Source organism: Vibrio sp. 10N (genome assembly GCF_036245475.1).
GTDB lineage: Bacteria > Pseudomonadota > Gammaproteobacteria > Enterobacterales > Vibrionaceae > Vibrio.
This window is the reverse complement of sequence record NZ_BTPM01000002.1, coordinates 1290339-1313068: the sequence shown is the minus strand read 5'-3', so window position 1 is coordinate 1313068 and position 22730 is coordinate 1290339. Positions and strand designations below refer to the sequence as shown.

The following is a 22730-nucleotide window of genomic DNA, read 5'->3' as shown; positions in this document are numbered from 1 at the left end:
TGATAACGAGGCTGACCTTATGCTATCTCCTGAAGCAAAAATCAAAGTACAAAACTTTGGTCGTTTCCTCTCCAACATGGTAATGCCAAACATTGGTGCATTTATCGCTTGGGGTTTGATTACGGCACTATTTATTCCAACCGGATGGATCCCTAATGAAACATTAGGTTCAATGGTTGGCCCTATGATCACTTACCTTCTGCCACTGCTGATTGGTTACACGGGTGGTAAGATGGTCGCTGGCGATCGCGGTGCGGTTGTTGGTGCAATCACCACAATGGGAGTGATTGTTGGTACTGACATCCCAATGTTTATGGGGGCGATGATTGTTGGTCCTCTAGGCGGTCTAGCAATTAAGAAATTCGACCAAGCGGTTGAAGGCAAAGTGAAGAGCGGCTTCGAGATGTTGGTGAACAACTTCTCTGCCGGTATCGTTGGTATGCTTTGTGCCATCCTTGCTTTCCTTGTGATTGGTCCAGCAGTGAAAGTGCTATCAACTGCGCTAGCAGCTGGTGTTGGCATGATGGTTAGCGCAGGTCTTCTGCCTCTTACTTCTATCTTTGTTGAACCTGCGAAAATTCTATTCCTAAATAACGCAATCAACCACGGTATCTTCTCACCACTGGGTATCCAACAAGCAGAAGAGATGGGTAAATCTATCTTCTTCTTGATTGAAGCAAACCCAGGTCCTGGTCTAGGTCTTCTACTTGCTTACATGTTCTTCGGTCGTGGTAATGCAAAAGAGTCAGCTCCGGGTGCAGCGATTATCCACTTCTTCGGTGGTATCCACGAAATCTACTTCCCATACGTTCTGATGAACCCACGTCTAATCATCGCTGTTATTGCTGGTGGTATGACAGGTGTGTTCACTCTAACTATGTTCGATGCAGGTCTAGTATCTCCGGCATCACCAGGTTCTATCTTCGCGATTCTACTGATGACACCTAAGTCTGCATTTGTTGGTGTGATTCTGTCAGTCATTGCTTCTGCGACGGTAACTTTCTTTGTAGCGTCTCTACTAATGAAAACGTCTAAACAAGACGATGAAGAAGAGTCACTAGAAAAAGCAGCAAGCCAAATGGCGAACATGAAAGCGGCTTCTAAAGGTCAAGCTGGTGCAGCTCTGGAACTAGCGACAGTGCGCAAAATCATCGTAGCGTGTGACGCGGGTATGGGCTCAAGTGCAATGGGTGCAAGCATGCTTCGTAAAAAAGTAGAAGCAGCAGGCCTTGGCATTGAAGTGACTAACCTTGCGATCAACAACTTACCTGATGGCGCTGACATTGTGATTACTCACAAAGACCTAACCGACCGTGCTCGTACTCATGCAGCGGATGCACACCACATCTCGCTAGGTAACTTCCTAGACGGTGCTCTGTACGATGGTCTAGTTGCAGACTTGGTTAATGCACAACAAGCGGGTGCTGAGCCAAAAAAGCCTGAAGCACCAGCAGACACTAGCTCAAGCAATGAAGAAGGAACGCTTAAGCTATCAAATGAAAATATCTTCTTGGGCATGGAAGTGAAGACCAAAGAAGAAGTTATCAAGTTTGCTGGTGAGCAACTCGTAAAACTTGGTTATGTAGAACCGCAATATGTGGAAGGCATGTTGGCTCGTGAAGAGTTGGTTTCTACTTACCTAGGTGAGTCGATTGCAGTACCTCACGGCACTATTGAAGCAAAACAGTTCGTTAACAAGACAGGTATCGTGTTCTGTCAGTTCCCTGACGGTGTTCAGTGGGGCGAAGACGAAGATGATGTCGCTAAGATGGTGATTGGTATCGCGGCGCAAGGTGATGAACACATTCAGGTTATCACGGCGATTACGAATTCACTTGATGACGACGAAGCTGTCGAATGTTTGAAGTCTACCACTAATGTTGAAGATGTCCTTCGCATCCTAAGTGGTAAGTAGCAGAAATGGTGATAATCACCTTGGCTTTGAGTCATAGCTCCTAAGTGAAACGAGACCAACAGCCCCCTTGTTGGTCTCATTTTTGATTTTTTCTTTTTCTTTTTTTAATGAGTTATTTAGGAAGACGTCTTATGAAAGCATTACATTTTGGCGCAGGTAATATCGGTCGTGGCTTTATCGGAAAACTACTCGCAGATGCAGGCATTCACGTAACATTTGCTGATGTAAACGAAACCGTGGTTAACGCTCTGATTGAACGTCAGTCCTACCCTGTAAAAATTGTTGGTGAAGATGTAGTAGTAGAAGAAGTGACGAATGTTACTGCAGTCAACTCAACCAGCAGCGACATCATTGATCTTATCGCTGACGTAGAGTTGGTGACGACAGCCGTTGGTCCAACAGTACTGAAGATCATCTCTAAATCAGTCGCACAAGGTATTGAAAAGCGTGCAGCGAATGGCAATACCACGCCGCTTAACATCATCGCATGTGAAAACATGGTACGTGGCACTAGTCAGCTAAAAGCGATGATCTTTGAGCACCTTTCTGAAGATGTTCAAGCATTTGCAGAGGCGAACATTGGCTTCGTTGATTCTGCAGTAGACCGAATCGTACCGCCAGCAGAAGAGGGTGAAACGGATCCTCTTGCGGTAACCGTTGAAACGTTCAGTGAATGGATCGTCGATCAAACTCAGTTTGTTGGTGACATCCCAGCGATTCAAGGTATGGAGTGCACTGATAACCTAATGGCATTCGTTGAGCGTAAATTGTTCACGCTTAACACCGGTCACCTAATCACCGCTTACCTAGGTGTACTGGCTGGCCACGAAACCATCAAAGACTCTATTGAAGATGCTGCGATTCTTGCGGACGTAACAGCGGCCATGCAGGAAAGCGGTGAAGTATTGATCCGCCGTTACGGTTTTGATGCAGATGCGCATGCGGCTTACATTCAAAAAATTCTCGGTCGTTTTGCAAACCCATACTTGCGCGATGAAGTGGATCGTGTTGGTCGTCAGCCAATCCGTAAGCTAAGCCCACAAGATCGCTTGATTAAGCCTCTTAACGGTACGCTAGAGTATGGATTGCCAAATAGTTACTTATTAAAAGGTATTGCAGCAGCATTCCTTTACAAAAACGACGATGACCCACAAGCGGTTGAGCTTCAAGCGATGTTTGCAGAACAAGGATTTGAAAAAACATTGGCTCATTATTCAGAGCTGAATGTTGATTCAGAAATTGTTACACTAGCGCACGAAGCGTATTTAGCGCTCAAATGATTCAAGCTGTTGGTGCCACGCAAGTGGCACCCTTTGTTTTAAGAGATGTTATGCCACTGCACCCGCCTAATGAAACTGAACTATTAGAAGCGCTATCTGAAGCGAAGGACGCGAGCGCGTGTCTTATGGCTGCTTATGATGCCATTGACGACACCCTAGATACCCTTATCAATAGTATCTTTCATAAAGACGACTATGCAGTGAAGTATGTTGTCGACCCTCTTCTTACCAGTGATGGTCCTCTAGGCGACATTCTAGTACGCGCTAAATTGCTGCTTGGGCTAGGTGTCATTTCCAAGCAAGTATTTGATGATATTGATATCTTTGTCACACTCCGAGAATGGACTAAGCATCAAGAAAACAAAGTGAGTTTTACTGAAGTCGACGTATTGTTCGAGCTCAATAAAATCAGTGCTATCCAGAAAATGATGCCTATCGAATACGATGAGAGCATGACGGCAGGACTGGATGAAGTCATGTTAGAAATGTTCTTAGAGCGACACTATCAACGAGTTAAGTCGACGATCATCCTCGCGATCACCGAGATGGTCGAAACCTTATGTAGAGACAACCCACTTGTCTAACTTATATTAGCCCCGTCGCGTCACTGCTATGGGGCTTTTTATTGGTCTATTCCCTCCCTTCTTTGACTCATAAGTTTCAGTTTCGTTCTGCCTTTCCATACAGATAAGTTTCGAATCGAAATTTAAGCATTCAAAATTACAGCACTTAATTGCTGTCTTACAAATAAAACAGCCATTTCCTTGCGCAATAACTTACGTTGTGAAATAATTTTTGCATCAGTTAAGTTTTGAAGCGAAAGTTAAAGTGAGAAAACGTAATACTCAGGTTCGACGTCATTCCATTGCCCAGCTAGTACAAGAGCGAGGCGAAGTCAGTGTTGAGGAGCTGTCTGCTCTGTTTGATACCTCTGAAGTTACGATTCGAAAAGATCTCACTTCGCTAGAAAAAAATGGCCAGTTGTTGCGCCGCTATGGTGGTGCGGTATCACTTCCACAAGAGGCGGTCGACGAAGTGCTCAATGAGTCGGTAGCGACTTCAGAAGCTAAAGAGAAGATCGCTGAAGCTGCTACGGCGTTGATTAACGACCATTACCGCATTGTGATTGACTGCGGTAGCACGACAGGTGCTTTGGTTTCTCGCTTGGGGAGTAAGAAAGGTTTGGTTGTGATGACGAATTCACTTTCCCTTGCCAATGCGATCAACGAGCTGGAAAACGAACCAACACTTCTAATGACCGGTGGAACCTGGGACGCCCATTCCGAGTCTTTCCAAGGCAAAGTCGCCGAATCCGTTCTGCGTTCTTACGATTTTGACCAACTGTTTATCGGCGCAGATGGCGTCGACTTAGCTCGCGGCACAACGACGTTCAATGAGTTAATTGGACTAAGTAATGTGATGGCAGAAGTGGCTCGTGAAGTGGTGGTCATGATTGAATCCGAGAAAATTGGCCGAAAAATTCCTAACCTAGAATTAGGGTGGGACGCGATTGATGTACTGGTGACCGATCAAGGCTTAACAACAGAGCAAAAGGCTCAAATTGAATCCAATAGCGTAAAGGTAATTTGCGCTTAAACGAATTATCCCTCTTCTATTGACTTGCTTGCGTTCATTGAGGGAAACAGAAACTAAAAAATGGAGAATTGATATGTGTGGAATCGTAGGTGCGGTAGCGCAACGAGACGTAGCGGAAATTTTGGTAGAGGGTCTACGCCGTCTGGAGTACCGTGGATATGATTCAGCGGGTGTAGCCGTTGTTGATGCAAATCTGGAGCTTAAACGCGTTCGTCGTCTAGGTAAGGTACAAGAGCTTGCTGATGCAGTCGATGCACAAGATGTGACTGGCGGTACGGGTATCGCTCACACTCGCTGGGCAACGCACGGTGAACCTTCTGAAGCAAACGCTCACCCACACGTATCTGGCGATATTGCTGTTGTTCACAACGGTATCATCGAAAATCACGAAGAGCTGCGTGCCCTGCTTCAAGAGCGCGGTTATGTATTCCAATCTCAAACGGATACTGAAGTTATCGCTCACCTAGTCGAGTGGGAGTGTCAAACATCAGACACTTTGGTTGAAGCATTACAAAAAACTGCTGCGCAACTAGACGGTGCCTACGGTACAGTTGTTGTTGATCGTAAAGATCCAAGCCGCATCGTTGCTGCGCGCTCTGGTAGCCCAATCGTTATCGGTTTTGGTGTTGGCGAAAACTTCCTAGCTTCTGACCAGCTTGCACTTCTTAGTGTAACTCGCCGCTTCATGTACCTAGAGGAAGGCGATGTTGCTGAGATCACTCGCCGTGAAGTTAAGGTTCTTGATGTTGAAGGTAACCCAGTAGAGCGTGAAATCACAGAATCTAACGCAGAACATGACGCGGGTGACAAAGGCCAATATCGCCACTTTATGCAAAAAGAGATCTACGAGCAGCCACGCGCACTGATCAACACAATGGAAGGTCGTATTACTGACAAAGCAGTAGTGACTGAAGCGATCGGTGTCAACGCGGTTGATATCCTTAAGAAGGTTGAGCACGTACAGATCATCGCATGTGGTACTTCCTACAACTCTGGTATGGCGGCTCGATACTGGTTTGAATCGATGGCTGGTGTGAGCTGTGATGTAGAGATCGCATCTGAGTTCCGCTACCGTGACTTCGTTGTACGCCCAAACAGCCTACTTGTGACGCTTTCACAATCTGGTGAAACTGCCGATACTCTAGCAGCACTGCGTCTTGCGAAAGAGAAAGGCTACATGTCTGCAATGACTATCTGTAACGTAGCGGGCTCCTCTTTGGTTCGTGAATCTGACTTTGCATTCATGACTCGCGCAGGGACAGAAATCGGTGTTGCTTCAACCAAAGCTTTCACCACTCAGCTAGCTGCAATGCTGATGATGGTGGTGTCTATCGCTCGCCTTCAAGGTCGCATGACCGAAGAGCGCGAAGCAGAAATCGTGAAATCACTGCACGAGCTTCCAGCTAACATCGAGAAGGCGCTAGCGTTTGATAAAGAAATTGAAGCTCTAGCAACAGACTTCGCTGACAAGCACCACACACTATTCTTAGGTCGTGGCGAATACTACCCAATCGCGATGGAAGCGTCTCTCAAACTCAAAGAGATCTCCTACATCCACGCTGAAGCGTACGCAGCAGGTGAGCTTAAGCACGGCCCTCTAGCGCTTATCGATGCGGACATGCCAGTCGTTGTTGTCGCACCAACCAACGATCTGCTTGAGAAGCTGAAGTCAAATATCGAAGAAGTACGCGCACGTGGCGGTCTGCTGTATGTTTTCGCAGACGAGAAAGCGGGTTTTGAAGGTGATGAGAACATGAAGATCATCCAAATGCCTCATGTAGACGACATCATCGCACCAATCTACTACACAGTGCCAATGCAGCTACTGTCTTACCACGTAGCATTAATCAAAGGTACTGACGTTGACCAACCTCGTAACTTGGCGAAAGCGGTGACGGTTGAGTAAGTGAACGCTCAGTAGCGCTATATGTTGTCGGCGAAAAATAAAGATTAGAGCTCGACAGTAGAGTTTTAAACGCTGACATTGAAGCTGAGAACGTTTAAAGCCCGGTTTGGTTGATTGATACCTGACTGGGCTTTTGTTATGGAAAAATCAAAAAGTGCTGTAAAGAAAAGTGTCGGCGGACAATAAAGATTGATCTGTTTTGAGTAATGTCAGGTCAGGAGAGACGGATTTGCTAACACCCTTCTGCCCCAAAGTTATTTAGGTTCGAAGATCATCCCTCTTGCGTTTTTACCAATTAACCTTAGCTAAAGTTATTCGAATAGTATCATCTAAATTTAGGTGACCAAATTCATTGCATCACTACACCTGCTCGTTCTACTCTCTTATGGATGAGAGTCTCAGTAATATCCTTATCATTTAACTTCTATGTGTCAGATAGCGAGCTTAAATACGGCGTAAAAAAACTAAGTTAAAAACCGAGATTAGTTAGCAAAACCGTGTTCTATATCCTTAACTTTAAAAAAGGTTTGTGAGTTAAGGCTGAGAGCATGACTGAGAAAAAACAAAGCAGTGAAAATCAAACGAAAAAAGAATCACCGCGACAGGTTTCTACACATCCAAATGACGCTAAATCCAAAAAGAAAAAACGGGCAAAGCGTCGACTTTTTAATACATTAAGATATCAAGTAGGCGTTCCGCCGACACTTGCTCTCATATTACCTTCTCTATCCAACGCCAGTGATGATAGTGGCGATGACGGTAATATCGCAGAAAGTCATGCTCTAACCCAAAAAGCGACTGGACCTCACGAAAATACACAAGCTCCTGATTCAGAGACGCCCACGTCACCCTCTAGCGAGCATCAAGAGCTAGCAGCAAACAGTGATGATATAGAAAGCGGTCATACACACGCATTACCGAGTAGGCACCTTGCTCTCCATCACTACCCAATGCATGCATACACTTCTCATCATATTGCGAGTCAATCTGGTACGTCATCGTCGGCTAGAGACAACCATGTTGACGGAATTGCCCCTTTTTCTGTACCCACCGAAAAAACACAACAGACTGATAAAGTACATAAATCGCCTCACTTCAATTCCGCACCGAAAATGTCGGAACAATCTCATGCAGTAAAAGAGGATGATGCCATTTTTCATGGAAAGATGGTGGCAACAGATGCTGATGGAGACACGCTAAGCTACGTAATATCAAAGCCTATCGATGGTTTGACGTTTCATTCTGATGGCAGCTACACCTTTGACCCTAGTCATGGCGCTTATCAACACTTAGCGCAAGGCGCGACAGAAGTTGTTAGTACCACTGTGCTCGTGACGGACAGTATGGGTGGTACGCACAGTGAACAACTTCAATTTACGGTAACGGGTACCAATGATGCTCCAAAAGTAACAGGGCAATTTACGGGCGCTTTAAAAGAGGATCTTAATGTTGATAGCTCGGGGTTAATGCATGTCCACGGTAAAGTAGACGTGGTGGATGTTGACCAAGCGGAGTCTCACACTCTTTCTGAAGTTGTTCAGGGTAAATTTGGCGTATTGGACATTGATTCAAATGGTCATTGGCACTATCAAGTCGATAATTCCTTGCCAGCCATTCAACAGCTTGCTTCAGGGAACATCATTACCGAGCAAATAACGATTCATACGGCAGACCAAACCCCGCAACTAATCGAAATTGTTATTGGTGGCACGGCTGATTCTGCGGTTATTTCCGGTGTAGATTCTGGGTCGGTTAAAGAAGACTTGAATGTCGTTAATGGCAGTGTCAAAACGTCGGGCGATTTATCGGTAATTGATAGCGATCAGGGGCAGAACCACTTCTTGTCACAAGTGTTAGTAGGACAATTTGGCACGTTGACAATAGAGGCGAATGGTCACTGGCAGTATGAAGCGAACAATCAGCAAACTGCAATACAGGAACTTGCTAAGGGCACTCATTTGAGTGAAACCTTTACGGTTTCGTCTGTAGACGGCACCGCGCACAATATTGATGTTCAGATCGATGGCACTAACGATTTACCCGTGATGACAGTACAATCGCAGTCGCTGAAAGAAGATGGCGCAGTCTTCCACGGTCAAATGGTGGCAACCGACACTGACCATGATTTGCTAACCTATACCACCTCAAATCCAATTGATGGCCTGACGTTCAACCCAGATGGCAGCTATACGTTCGATCCAAGTCATGCTTCCTATCAGCATCTAGCAAAAGGGGACACCCAAGTCGTTACCACTATGGTTTCAGTGACGGATACCGCAGGCGGCACGCATCGAGAAGAGCTTAAGTTCACCATCACAGGCACCAACGATTTACCAGTGATGGCTGGTCAATCACAGTCAGTGAAAGAGGACGGTGCAGTCTTCCAAGGTCAAATGGTGGCAACCGATGTAGACCAAGACCTGCTCACTTACACTACGTCAAATCCAATTGATGGCCTGACGTTCAATTCGGATGGTAGCTACACGTTCGATCCAAGTCATTCGTCGTTTCAGCATTTGGCAAAAGGGGACACCCAAGTCGTTACCACTATGGTCACCGTGACCGATACGGCTGGTAGCACGCATCGAGAACAGCTTAAGTTCACCATCACAGGCACCAATGACTTGCCAGTGATGGCTGGCCAATCACAATCAGTGAAAGAGGACGGTGCGGTATTTCACGGTCAAATGGTGGCGACCGATGTTGATAAAGATTTGCTCACTTACACCACTTCCAATCTAATTGATGGCCTGACATTCAATCCAGATGGCAGCTATACGTTCGATCCAAGTCATTCGTCGTATCAGCATTTGGCAAAAGGGGACACCCAAGTCGTTACCACTATGGTCATCGTGACGGATACCGCAGGCGGCGCGCATCGAGAACAGCTTAAGTTCACCATCACAGGCACCAACGACTTGCCTGTGATGGCTGGTCAATCACAATCAGTAAAAGAAGATGGCGCAGTCTTCCACGGTCAAATGGTAGCAACCGATATTGACCAAGACCTGCTCACTTACACTACGTCAAATCCAATTGATGGCCTGACATTCAACCCAGACGGCAGCTACACGTTCGATCCAAGTCATTCCTCCTATCAGCATCTAGCAAAAGGTGACACCCAAGTCGTTACCACTATGGTTTCAGTGACGGATACCGCAGGCGGCACGCATCGAGAACAGCTTAAGTTCACCATCACAGGCACCAACGACTTGCCCGTGATGGTTGGCCAATCACAGTCAGTGAAAGAAGATGGCGCAGTCTTTCAAGGTCAAATGGTAGCAACCGATATTGACCATGATTTGCTCACTTACACCACTTCCAATCCAATTGATGGCCTGACATTCAATCCAGATGGCAGCTACACGTTCGATCCAAGTCATTCGTCGTATCAGCACTTGGCAAAAGGGGACACCCAAGTTCTCACCACCATGGTTACAGTGACGGATACCGCAGGCGGCACGCATCGAGAAGAGCTTAAGTTCACCATCACAGGCACCAACGACTTGCCTGTGATGGCTGGTCAATCACAATCAGTGAAAGAGGACGGTGCAGTCTTCCACGGTCAAATGGTAGCAACCGATATTGACCAAGACCTGCTCACTTACACTACGTCAAATCCAATTGATGGCCTGACGTTCAATCCGGATGGCAGCTACACGTTCGATCCAAGTCATTCGTCGTATCAGCATTTGGCAAAAGGTGATACCCAAGTCGTTACCACTATGGTTACAGTGACGGATACCGCAGGCGGCACGCATCGCGAACAGCTTGAGTTCACCATCACAGGCACCAACGACTTGCCAATGATGGCTGGTCAATCGCAATCAGTAAAAGAAGATGGTGCGGTTTTCCAAGGCCAAATGGTGGCAACCGATGTAGAACACGATTTGCTCACTTACACCACTTCCAATCCAATTGATGGCCTAACATTCAACCCAGATGGCAGTTACACGTTCGACCCAAGCCATTCGTCCTATCAGCATTTGGCAAAAGGGGATACCCAAGTTGTGACCACCATGGTTACCGTGACCGATACGGCTGGGGGCTCTCATCGAGAAGAGCTGAAATTCACCATCACAGGCACCAATGATTTACCAATGATGGCTGGTCAATCACAATCCGTGAAAGAAGATGGCGCAGTGTTCCACGGTCAAATGGTGGCAACCGATATTGACCAAGACCTGCTCACTTACACCACTTCCAATCCAATTGATGGCCTAACATTCAACCCAGATGGCAGTTACACGTTCGACCCAAGCCATTCCTCCTATCAGCATTTGGCAAAAGGTGACACCCAAGTTGTGACCACCAAGGTTACAGTAACCGATACGGCTGGTAGCACGCATCGAGAAGAGCTTAAGTTCACCATCACAGGCACCAATGATTTACCAATGATGGCTGGTCAATCACAATCCGTGAAAGAAGATGGCGCAGTGTTCCACGGTCAAATGGTGGCAACCGATATTGACCAAGACCTGCTCACTTACACCACTTCCAATCCAATTGATGGCCTAACATTCAACCCAGATGGCAGTTACACGTTCGACCCAAGCCATTCCTCCTATCAGCATTTGGCAAAAGGTGACACCCAAGTTGTGACCACCAAGGTTACAGTAACCGATACGGCTGGTAGCACGCATCGAGAAGAGCTTAAGTTCACCATCACAGGCACCAACGACTTACCAGTGATGACTGGTCAGTCACAATCAGTGAAAGAAGATGGTGCAGTCTTCCAAGGTCAAATGGTGGCAACCGATACTGACAATGATTTGCTCACTTACACCACTTCCAATCCAATTGATGGCCTGACATTCAATCCAGATGGCAGCTACACGTTCGATCCAAGTCATTCGTCGTATCAGCACTTGGCAAAAGGTGACACCCAAGTCGTGACCACCATGGTTACCGTGACCGATACGGCTGGGGGCTCTCATCGAGAAGAGCTGAAATTCACCATCACAGGCACCAATGATTTACCAATGATGGCTGGTCAATCACAATCCGTGAAAGAGGATGGTGCAGTCTTCCAAGGTCAAATGGTGGCAACCGATGTAGACCAAGACCTGCTCACTTACACTACGTCAAATCCAATTGATGGCCTGACGTTCAATCCGGATGGTAGCTACACGTTCGATCCAAGTCATTCGTCGTATCAGCATTTGGCAAAAGGGGACACCCAAGTCGTTACCACTATGGTCACCGTGACCGATACGGCTGGTAGCACGCATCGAGAACAGCTTAAGTTCACCATCACAGGCACCAATGACTTGCCAGTGATGGCTGGCCAATCACAATCACTGAATGAAGACGGTGTGGTATTTCACGGTCAAATGGTGGCAACCGATGTTGATCGCGATTTGCTCACTTACACCACTTCCAATCCAATTGATGGCCTGACATTCAATCCAGATGGCAGCTATACGTTCGATCCAAGTCATTCGTCGTATCAGCATCTAGCAAAAGGGGACACCCAAGTTCTCACCACCATGGTCACCGTGACGGATACCGCAGGCGGCTCACATCGAGAACAGCTCAAATTCACCGTCACAGGCACCAACGATTTGCCAGTGATGGCTGGCCAATCACAATCAGTAAAAGAAGATGGCGCCGTCTTCCACGGTCAAATGGTAGCAACCGACACTGACCATGATTTGCTAACCTATACCACCTCAAATCCAATTGATGGTTTGACGTTTAATCCAGATGGCAGCTATACGTTTGACCCAAGCCACGCCTCGTATCAGCATTTGGCGGTTGGCGATACACAAACTGTGAAAACCACGGTCATTGTGACTGATACTGCCGGTGGGCAAGCTCAAAAAGAGCTATCTTTTGTTATCGAAGGAACCAATGATAAACCTTCAGTGATGCCAATCACTGCTCAGTTCCATGAAGATCAGTCACAGCATCTTGATATTAATTTGTTGTCCCATGCTCAAGATATCGATGGTGATGCGCTAAGCGTGGGTAGTTTGTTCCAAGTTAAGGTGAATGGTCATATAGAAAGGCTTCCGGATGGCTTTGGCATAGTTAATGGCCATCTGCAGGTTGATCCATCCAGTTCTACATTCCAGCATCTTGCGCAAGGCGAGGTTGCGACGTTTGAACTGAGTTACAAAGTCACGGATAGCCACGGGGCTTTAACACCTCAAAGTGTCATTGTAAAAATAGTCGGTACCGATGATAAGGCGCAGCTGGTTTCGAGTTCGATAAATATCGGTGAAGCTGCTGCCGAGCACACCTATCACGGCACCTCTATTAAAGGGGCGCTTCAACTGACGGATATCGATACGACCGACAACCCTCAGTTCGTCGATATGATCTATCAATCTAGTTCTAGATTGGGAGCGCTCGCGCTGCGTGCAGATGGGCACTACGAGTACTTTCTTCAAGGCAATTATGTGGGAACTGCTAATGCTCAAAAAACGGTAGCAGCATTGAAACCCGGTGAGAGTATCACTGAAACTTTTAATGTGAAGACCGCCGATGGGCAGACGAAACCTGTCACCGTGACGATTCATGGTGAAGAAGATAGCGCCCAGATTGTTGTTAATTACGGTACGACAGACAATCACTTACACGAAGACTCGATGACCTCTCCAGCATACCCTACAGAGCTCTTTGCAACGGGTATCGTCAAGGCCATTGACCCTGATCATGATGATGACCAATTGAAGCCTCAAACGTTAGTGTCGACCCACGGAGGTCACTTCACTGTGACAGAAACGGGCATGTGGCAGTACCACATTGACAACAGCTTGCCTACAATTCAGCAGTTAGGTAAGGGAGAGAGCTTTCAAGAGCAATTTACCGTTGAATCAAAAGATGGCTCTGCGCAAAAAGTCATTACTGTGACGGTACATGGTACCAATGATGATCCTGAAGTTTCCTCGACAGTGACATTGCCGCCTGGTCATGAAGACAAGCCTTATATCATCAGTAGTGCAGCCTTGCTTGCCAACGCATCGGATGTTGATGCTAACGATGCAGGTCATCTATCAGTCGCCAGCCTTGTCGCACTTAAGGCTGACGGTTCTTCCGCTGGCACTATTACAGATAATCACAATGGTTCGTTCACATTTACCCCAGAACTCAACTATAACGGGCCAGTGCGTTTTAGCTACGAAGTCCATGATGGTCATGGTGGAAGCGCCGTCACCTCTGCGAGCGCTTCGCTCAAACCAGTGTCAGATAACGCACAAATAAGCTACGCATCGACCGACCATCATTTGGCAGGAGTGACCGAAGACAGAGGCTATATCGATACTCATGATAAGCTTCACTTTGAAGGCAAACTCGACATCGTTGATCCTGACCAAGGAGAAGCGATGTTTGATATTAACTATGGTCCGCAAACCTATACCGGTATAGGTTATGATACCAAGCTTGGCGGCCATATTTTGTTGATGCGAGATGGCCACTATACCTACACGATCCGAGACCATCAGCCTCAAGTTCAATCATTAAGCCAAGGTGAAGTGCTTACCGATCAATGCGTGGTTCGAGCGAAAGATGGGACGACGTTTACCATAGAGGTAAACATACATGGCACTAATGATGCGCCAACCCTCAGCGCACAGACGCAGGCAGTGAAAGAGGATGGCAATAGTCTGAATGGGCAAATGCAAGGCCGAGATATTGACCACGGTGCGACGCTCACCTATTCGATAGCTCATGCTATAGATGGACTGACATTCAACGCCGATGGTAGCTACACGTTTGACCCGTCTCATGCGAGCTATCAACAGCTCAAAGACGGCGAGCACAAGATCATTGATATTCCGGTGACAGTGACTGATGAACATGGTGCAAGCTCGACGCAAAACCTGACCATCAACGTTCAAGGTACAGGTGATGCCGCAGTTATTGGTGGTGTGGATACCGGGGATGTATATGAGAATCAAGCTGGGCAGGATAAGTCTCCTGACTATGCACAGCCTGGTATTGGGGTTATTGGCCAAGACTCTCTGACAACAAGCGGTCAACTGACAATTGTGGATCCAGATTCTGGTGAAAGCGTGTTTGACCCTAATGGTCAGGTGTATTCATACAGCGGCCAATATGGACACTTACTGCTTCGTCCGGATGGGCATTGGGAATATGCGGTTGCTGCGGGTACTCATGATTGGCACTTAGGCTCCACCAAAACCACTGTTGGCTCAACAATCGACCAGTTGGGTCAAGGGGAAACGCTCACCGATACGGTTACTGTTCATTCCAAAGATGGAACCACTCACGATATTGTTATCACCATACACGGGGATAATGATGCTCCTTACGTTTCATCAGAAGTTACCTTGCAGTCTGGCAAAGAGGACGTCAGCCAGACCTTCACCAAGGCGGATTTGCTGGCGAATGCTGTCGATGTCGACAGTAACGATGCAGGACGACTGACGGTGGCAAATTTGCTTGCCGACCATGGTTCTGTTCGTGACAACCATGATGGCACCTATACCTTTACACCAGATAGAGATTACAACGGTCAGGTGCACTTCGCCTACGATGTAAAGGATGATCATGGTGGTATCACACCAACTGGAGCGTCGATGCAGATCACACCGGTGGCTGACGCTGCACAAATAACGGCAGTTGGAGATAGGCTAAAAGAAGACAATGTACTTAGTGGGACAACAGAGCTGCATTCAACGGGTCATTTTCATGTTGTCGATCCCGATGGTGCGCAGGAGTCATTCTTTGAAACTACGCTAGCAGGAAGGAATGCCTTCTATAAGGGTTCACTAGGAGGAGACCTGCAGGTAAACAAAGATGGGGGTTACTTCTACAATATTGATAACTCATTGGTCGATTCTCTTAAAAACGGTGAAACCGTCACTGACCAGTTTACGATAAGAAGTGCGGATGGTACGACAAAACAAGTTGAGTTCACGATACAGGGAACCAGTGATAAACCGTATATAGGTTCTGGCAGCTTGCATGAGTGTGTATTTGAAGATGGTGGCCTGCTTAAAGGAAGCTTGTACGGCGTGGATCCTGATCATGGAGACCAGAAGCATCTTGTTTATACTCCTGTTGGCAGTGTCCCCGGGTTTACGATGCTACCTGACGGTCATTATACCTTTGATTCCTCGCATCCAGCCTATCAGCATGCTTCATTATCAAAAGGGGATGAACATATTATTATCCCGGTCAAAGTGACCGACAGTGAAGGCTTGTACTCAGTGCAGAATTTGCGGATTACCATGATCCCGACAAACGACGCGCCAATAGTGACAGGCGCTCTTTCCCTATCTAAGGGAACAGAAGATCAGTCGGTGCTGCTTCACTCTCGTGACCTGCTTTCCAACGCCACTGACATTGATGATTACGATCGCTTACACATTGCTAATGTGCGTGCCGACCACGGCCGAGTGATAGACAATCATGATGGTACATTTACCTTTATTCCAGATGCCAATTACAGTGGGCGCGTAAACTTTAGCTACCAAGTGACGGATAACCATGGCGCATCGACTCCGGCAACAGCGACAATGGACCTTGCCAATGTTAACGATCCAGCGGTGTTCTCCGGACAAGATACTGGCGGCATTACCGAAGACCATCACGTCCAGGGTGATGCTCAGCATACGGTGTTTACTACCGGAGTACTTAATGTTGTCGATCCAGATAGTGGCGAGCAGCATTTCCATGCAACGCATCGAGCGCAGGCCATTCATGATCCTTACGGCGGCACTTTAACCATTGGCAAAGCGGGGGATTGGGCGTACAGCGTTCCTAACGCCAATTTGCAGCATTTAGCTCAGGGACAAACTGAGCAGGTCCAGTATCAGGTTCAGAGCGTGGGGGGAGATACCCACACCATCACTGTGACGATCCATGGTACGAACGACGCTCCGACACTAACGGCTCAGACTCAGGCTGTGACTGAAGATGGGCAAGAGTTAGCTGGGAAAATGCAGGGCAACGACATTGATCAGGGAGCAGTACTTCATTATGCCATCGCACAAGCCGTGGATGGGTTGAGGTTCAATAACGATGGCACTTATCGCTTTGACCCAGGCCATTCAGCATACCAACATCTATCTGCAGGACAAACACAGACGTTGACGATTCCGGTGACAGTGACCGATGAACACCATGCCAGTGTGACGGAAAATCTGATCATTACCATCACCGGAACTAACGACAATCCGATTGTCTCTCCAATCTCAGACACAGTGAAAGAAGACTCGGACAGTCATCATGTGGTTGACTTGCTTCAAGGTGCGACAGATCCAGATGGTGGCACGCTTGCTATCTCACACATTCAGTGTCAGTACCATGGCGCTGCGGGGCCGTTACCTGATGGGGTGACCTTTTCCCATGATGGAACCCATGTCATCGTCGATGCTACCGCACAAGGATTCCAGCATTTGTCTGAAGGTGAGAAGGAACAGATCACCTTTCACTATCTCGTGACCGATTCTCAAGGTGGTACCACTAGTCAAACCGCGACGATTACGGTCGTTGGTAGCGACGATAAAGCGAACATTGCCTCGTCGAGCATTGAGCTTACCGAGCAGCAAGCGCTTAAAACGTACCAGGATATCTCAAGTTTTATGGGACGTTTAAGCCTGGTTGATCCGGACAGTCACGATCATACGCAGTTCAGTTTTACTCTGGAGCAGGGCTCGCAAAATATAGGCTATCTGACGGTCTGGCCCGATGGCACCTACCGCTATTATGCTGATGCCGCCCGAAACCACGGCAGTAATTACCGAATTGCGGCACTCAAAACAGGGGAAACCTTAACCGAGCATTTTCAAGTCAAGACCAGTGACGGGCAGACGAAAGACATTGCCGTCACCATCCATGGTAGTGACAACAATGCCTATCTGGAAGTCGTCGATCCACGGTATCTTCCGGCCCATCAGAATATCTATGAAGACCGCACTTCACACAGTGATCCCAATCAGTTGTACGCTGGTGGGATTATTCGTGTCCGTGACCCGGACCACGACGATGCCTTCGCCGTGTCGCACTCAGAAACAACGCCTCATGGGGGGCATTTTTTCGTCAACAATGGCGGGAGTTGGAGCTATACCATTGATAATCATCTCGATGAGGTTCAAAACCTTGCTGAAGGGGAGTCATTTACCGAGTCGTTCACTATTACGTCAAAAGATGGCACTGCATCGAAAGTGGTCCAGGTGACGGTGCATGGCAGTAATGACAGACCTGTAGTCACTGCAGCAGTTACCTTGCCAAGCGGTGAAGAAGACAAAGATATGATTTTGACCAGTCAGCAGTTGCTGGCCAATGCGACGGATCGGGACCATGGTGATCTTGCCAGATTAAGTATTGCGAATTTGAGCGCAGATCATGGCGTTATCATCGATCATCATGATGGTACGTTTACTTTCAGACCAAATGCAGACTACAACGGCGATGTGCATTTCTCATACGATGTCGTTGACCCTCATGGGGCAAGCGTACACACAAGCGCAACGTCTACGCTTGCTTCTGTCAACGACCCAAGCACCCTTACTGCTGGCCTGGCGCATGGGTTAGTGACCGAAGATCATCTCTCTGGAGCAGGGAGTAACCGTCTTTGGTCCGGTTGGACCAATATTGATATACAGGACCCCGATGGGGCAACTGACGCGGCGGTCGTCGCAATTGAAGTCAATGGAGTCAGGCATAACGTCCCCGCAGACTTTGCTATGACTCTCACGGCTAACCATGGCTACTTCAGTACCACACACAGTACCGATGGTCATAATAAATGGAGTTATACTGCTGATAATGCCAATCCAGATATTCAGGGGCTGAAGTCAGGGGAGCAACTACAAGATTCAATGGTGTTAATCACCAGAGACGGAACGCGCATCCCGGTGACTGCGACGATTAATGGACAGGATGATCACGTCGCTATCGATACGCCTAATGCACTTACGTCACCCATCGGTACGGTGATTGAAGATAGCAAAGCAACGGTTGCGGGTATGTTGCATGCTCATGATCTCGACTACGGTGATACGGTAAGCTATGAGTTGGCAAACTCGCAACCCACACAAACCGGTAGCTACGGAACCTTTTATCTCGATAGTTCAGGCGCCTGGCACTACGATTTAGATGCGTCCAAGGTACAGGCACTTGGCGCCGGAGACGGCAAAGCTGAAGGATTCGATATTGTAGCGATTTCAAGCGACGGTTCCAGAGCAACACAAAGAGTTGAAGTGTTCGTCCAAGGTACCGATGATGCTGCAACGATAACCGGTCAAAGCACAGGCGCTATCACCGAAGATCAGCAAGTTCATCAGGATGCGGCGCACACGGTTTGCGTCAGCGGAGTTCTCAATGCGCAGGATGTTGATGCGGGTGAAAGCGGGTTTCAACACACGCTTAACGCACATGCTATCAATGACCCATTTGGAGGAAGTCTTTCCATAGGTAAAACGGGTGGGTGGACCTATAGCGCGCCCAATGCGAACTTGCAGCATCTGGGGCAAGGGGAGACTCAACAGGTTCAATATGAAGTGCAGACGTTGGGCGGTGATAAGCATATCATCACGATACAGGTTTTAGGCACCAACGATGTCCCACAAGTGTCTTCAGAAGTCCATATTCACTCAGGGACGGAAGATATCGCACAAATTATCAGTGCTACAGAGTTGTTGGCAAATGTTGTCGATGTTGATCAAAATGACATTGGTCATTTAAAGGTAGTGAACTTGCATGCTGACAACGGAAGCATACAAGATAATCATGATGGGACTTATACGTTCACGCCAGACAAGGACTACAACGGCACGGTTCGGTTTAGTTATGATGTGACCGACACTCATGGTACGCCAACGCACACGGGTGCTGTGCTTACTTTGGCATCAGTCGATGACAAAACAGAGTTTACCGGTTCTAATTATGGTGTTGCTAGAGAAGATGTCTCAACCAGTACTATGTTTCATAACAGGATTCTCGATTCTGTGGATTGGCAAAATCTCTTAATTACCGATGCCGATAACACCATCCGTCAGGTCAAGGTTGAATTTGCAGGTCATCAGCATATCTGGACTCTAGGGCAGGATTTAGATGTTCATACCCCCTATGGAACGTTCCAATTTCACACTATTTTGAGTGGTCCGCACAAAGGTGAATACGCTTGGAGTTATATTGGCGATAACAGAAACAGTGTGGTTCAGGGGCTGAAAACGGGAGAGTCGCTACATGAGTCGATTAAACTCATCGCTCAGGATGGTACCGAGTTTCCGATACGGGTTGAGGTCAAGGGAACCGAGGATCATGTTGTTATCGATTCTCACAGTGAATTGGGGCGAGTTACTGAGAACCTCGCATTGGGTGCATCGGTCTCTGGTCAACTCGTAGCACATGATACTGACACTCATGATCGGGTTCATTGGTCGGCCACGCCTTCAACAGGTGTCGTCGGTCGTTATGGTACCTTTCATGTGGATGCTGCAGGGCATTGGCATTACGATGTCGACCAAAGCCTGGCAACACAACTAGGTGCGGGCGACGAACGATGGGAGTACTTTGATGTAGAAGCGGTGTCGAGCGACGGAAGTCGTGTGACTAAGAAAGTGGCCGTGGTGGTGCAAGGTCACAACGATAATCCGACAGTCTCCAGTGACGTAGTACTTTCATCAGGCAAAGAAGATACGGGTATACAACTATCGCAGGCAGATTTGCTTGCCAACGCTTCGAACGTAGATATCAACGATCGGGGGTGGTTACGAGTGAGCAACCTGTCAGCAGATCATGGTCAAATTACGAAAAATCTCGATGGCACATATACCTTTACGCCCGAAAGTGACTACAACGGCGTCGTCCAGTTCAATTACAGTGTTATTGATCGTCACGGGGGGAGCACTGCTGCACACGCATCCGTATCGTTACAAGCGATCAACGATGCACCTGTGCTGCATGTTTCTCCCACAACTCCAATAACAGGTACCCTAACTGAGACCGATGTTGATGTGGGGGATACACATCAGTTTGGTGTTAGCCAGTCTTCGGGCCAGTACGGCACTCTAAGCGTTGACCCAGATACTGGGGCATATCAGTACACGCCAAATGGTCAAATAGTCGGTATGCATTACAATTCAGTGTCTGGCTATACGGGTCAAGATACGTTTGAAGTGTCTGTGACCGATAAAGCGGGGTTAACATCGTCTTTATTTATAACCTTTGACGTTACTGGCACCGTGGCGGCACCATCAGGGACAGGTCAGCGACCTACGACATCCACTTTGGTTGCGACTCAACCGACAATATCGCAAACGATGCCAACTCAGATGACAGCATCTGCCCAGGCAATTAATCATGTCACTGTGGATCTGACAACGAGCAGTGATACAGGACAGTCTGATACGGATAACCTGACGAGTGCTCAGACGCCGGAAATTAGTGGTCATACTGATATTCCGTTCTCGCTCGTGAAGATTTACGATGGTTCAAAAGTGATAGGTAGCGGTTATTCTGACGATCATGGTGATTATCAAATAGTGGTCGGAGCGTTGGGTGACGGTGTGCATAACATCAGTGCCAGAGCGCTGGCGCCTTCCGGTGTCCTGCCAACAGTTTCATCTGTTATGCCTGTGACAATTGATACACAAGCACCAACGCCGTCGATATCGATAGATTCAATTACCAGTGACAATGTCATTAATGCCGTTGAATCTCAGTCATCCATCACCATTACAGGGTCTTCCACTGGTGGAACGCAACCAGGTGACGTTGTCACTATAGAAGTGGGCGGACATCAATTCACGGGGCAACTCGATGCTTCGGGACGGTACAGTATTGATGTGCCCGGAGGGGAGCTAGTCCATACCGCTATGATCAAGGCAAGTGTATCGGCAACAGACAGCGCAGGGAACACCGCTACGGTATCTGCTGACCATCATTTTGATGTAGATACTAGCGTGTCCAGACCAACCATTACTTTTGAAGATCCTGGCCCTGATAATGCCTACAGTAAGGCGGAAATTGCTCAAGGCGCCGCAGGTACAATCACGGCGACTGTTCATGCAGCGGCAGACGCGAAAGTGGGAGAGCATATTAATATTAATGGGGTTGACCATGTGCTCGATGCCAACGGCCTGCGCCACGGCATACAACTGGAGGTTGCGCCTAGCACCATCGTTAGAGCGGTTATGACTGATGAGCATGGTAATGTAAGCTCGAGCTTAAATATGGCCGCTGGGGCAAAACCCGAACCTATTGTGGTAACAGCACCTTCAGGCAGCCATCAAATTAGCGCATCCCTTGGCGTACCAACGCTGATGCCATCACAAGTCCCAGTGCCGTCAGCTCAGCAGGGGTGGAAAATTCTGGTGAATGGACATTACCACACCTCCTACACCAGTCAGTGGGGAACGTTGACCATCGATCCTAAAACCGGCCATCTGAGCTATCAGGAGCACGCCGATGTGCACACCGGTCCGCATGGGTCGGCACAGAATGTCGGCGTTCACGAAGACCATTTCCAAATTGCTCTGCAAGGTTCGCATCAGGACGACGTGCTGCTGCATGTGCAGGTGAGCATTTTAAGTCATGGTCCGGGTCACAGTGGTAAGCTGACTTTAGGCTCGGAAGTGCTGGATATGACGGTGACTCCGGTCATTTCACACGCACCTTCTGCGACACTGCATGATGCGTACGATGTGCCTGAGCCGGATGCTGTTAGTGGTATTGAGCATGAGCTGACAATAATGACGGAGTTAGGAATTCCTCTTCTGGATAGTGCTGAGGAAGAGTCCGTGTCGAAACTGACTGGTGGCGCAAGTAGTTATTTAGAACAACTCGGGATTGACCAAAGCGAGGCTTATGCCGATGGAGTGAATTCTACATTACCTGATGATATTGATATTGTCTTAAATGACGCAGAGCAAAGCGATGTTACCTACGAGTATGGAGAGGAAGACGCTACTCATCATGATGAACATAGTGGTATAGAGCATCTTCAAGAGACAGAAAGAGAACATCATGATTTGGACGACCCGACATTGCCTGATGACACGAATCATTAAACAAAGGAACGCCCTTGGATAACAAGGGCGTGTTTGGAGCT

Annotated in this window: 6 protein-coding genes; all 6 read left to right on the top strand. The window is 47.7% G+C overall.

The window, feature by feature from the left end; translation table 11 throughout:
* Positions 1 to 19: 19 nt before the first annotated feature.
* The 6 genes from AAA946_RS22040 to AAA946_RS22015 all read left to right on the top strand — a co-directional run bounded on the left by AAA946_RS22040 (position 20) and on the right by AAA946_RS22015 (position 22689).
* Entirely contained in the window at positions 20 to 1915 is a 1896-nt protein-coding gene (locus AAA946_RS22040) for a PTS mannitol transporter subunit IICBA (protein ID WP_338166890.1), read from the top strand.
* Positions 1916 to 2046: 131 nt separating this feature from the next.
* Complete coding sequence (locus tag AAA946_RS22035) at positions 2047 to 3195, top strand: mannitol-1-phosphate 5-dehydrogenase (RefSeq protein ID WP_338166889.1); 1149 nt, start codon at positions 2047 to 2049, stop codon at positions 3193 to 3195.
* Positions 3196 to 3245: 50 nt separating this feature from the next.
* Positions 3246 to 3779 (top strand): MltR family transcriptional regulator, encoded by a 534-nt coding sequence (locus tag AAA946_RS22030; protein ID WP_338166888.1) that lies wholly within the window; start codon positions 3246 to 3248, stop codon positions 3777 to 3779.
* Positions 3780 to 4023: 244 nt separating this feature from the next.
* The gene (locus AAA946_RS22025) at positions 4024 to 4791 is read left to right on the top strand and encodes a DeoR/GlpR family DNA-binding transcription regulator (protein WP_338166887.1); all 768 of its coding nucleotides are present in this window, start codon (positions 4024 to 4026) and stop codon (positions 4789 to 4791) included.
* A 73-nt stretch (positions 4792 to 4864) separates the two neighbouring features.
* The gene (glmS, locus tag AAA946_RS22020) at positions 4865 to 6697 is read left to right on the top strand and encodes a glutamine--fructose-6-phosphate transaminase (isomerizing) (RefSeq protein WP_338166886.1); all 1833 of its coding nucleotides are present in this window, start codon (positions 4865 to 4867) and stop codon (positions 6695 to 6697) included.
* Between the two features lie 548 nt (positions 6698 to 7245).
* Positions 7246 to 22689: a VCBS domain-containing protein gene (locus AAA946_RS22015; protein WP_338166885.1), complete on the top strand. Its 15444-nt coding sequence runs from the start codon at positions 7246 to 7248 to the stop codon at positions 22687 to 22689.
* Positions 22690 to 22730: the final 41 nt, after the last annotated feature.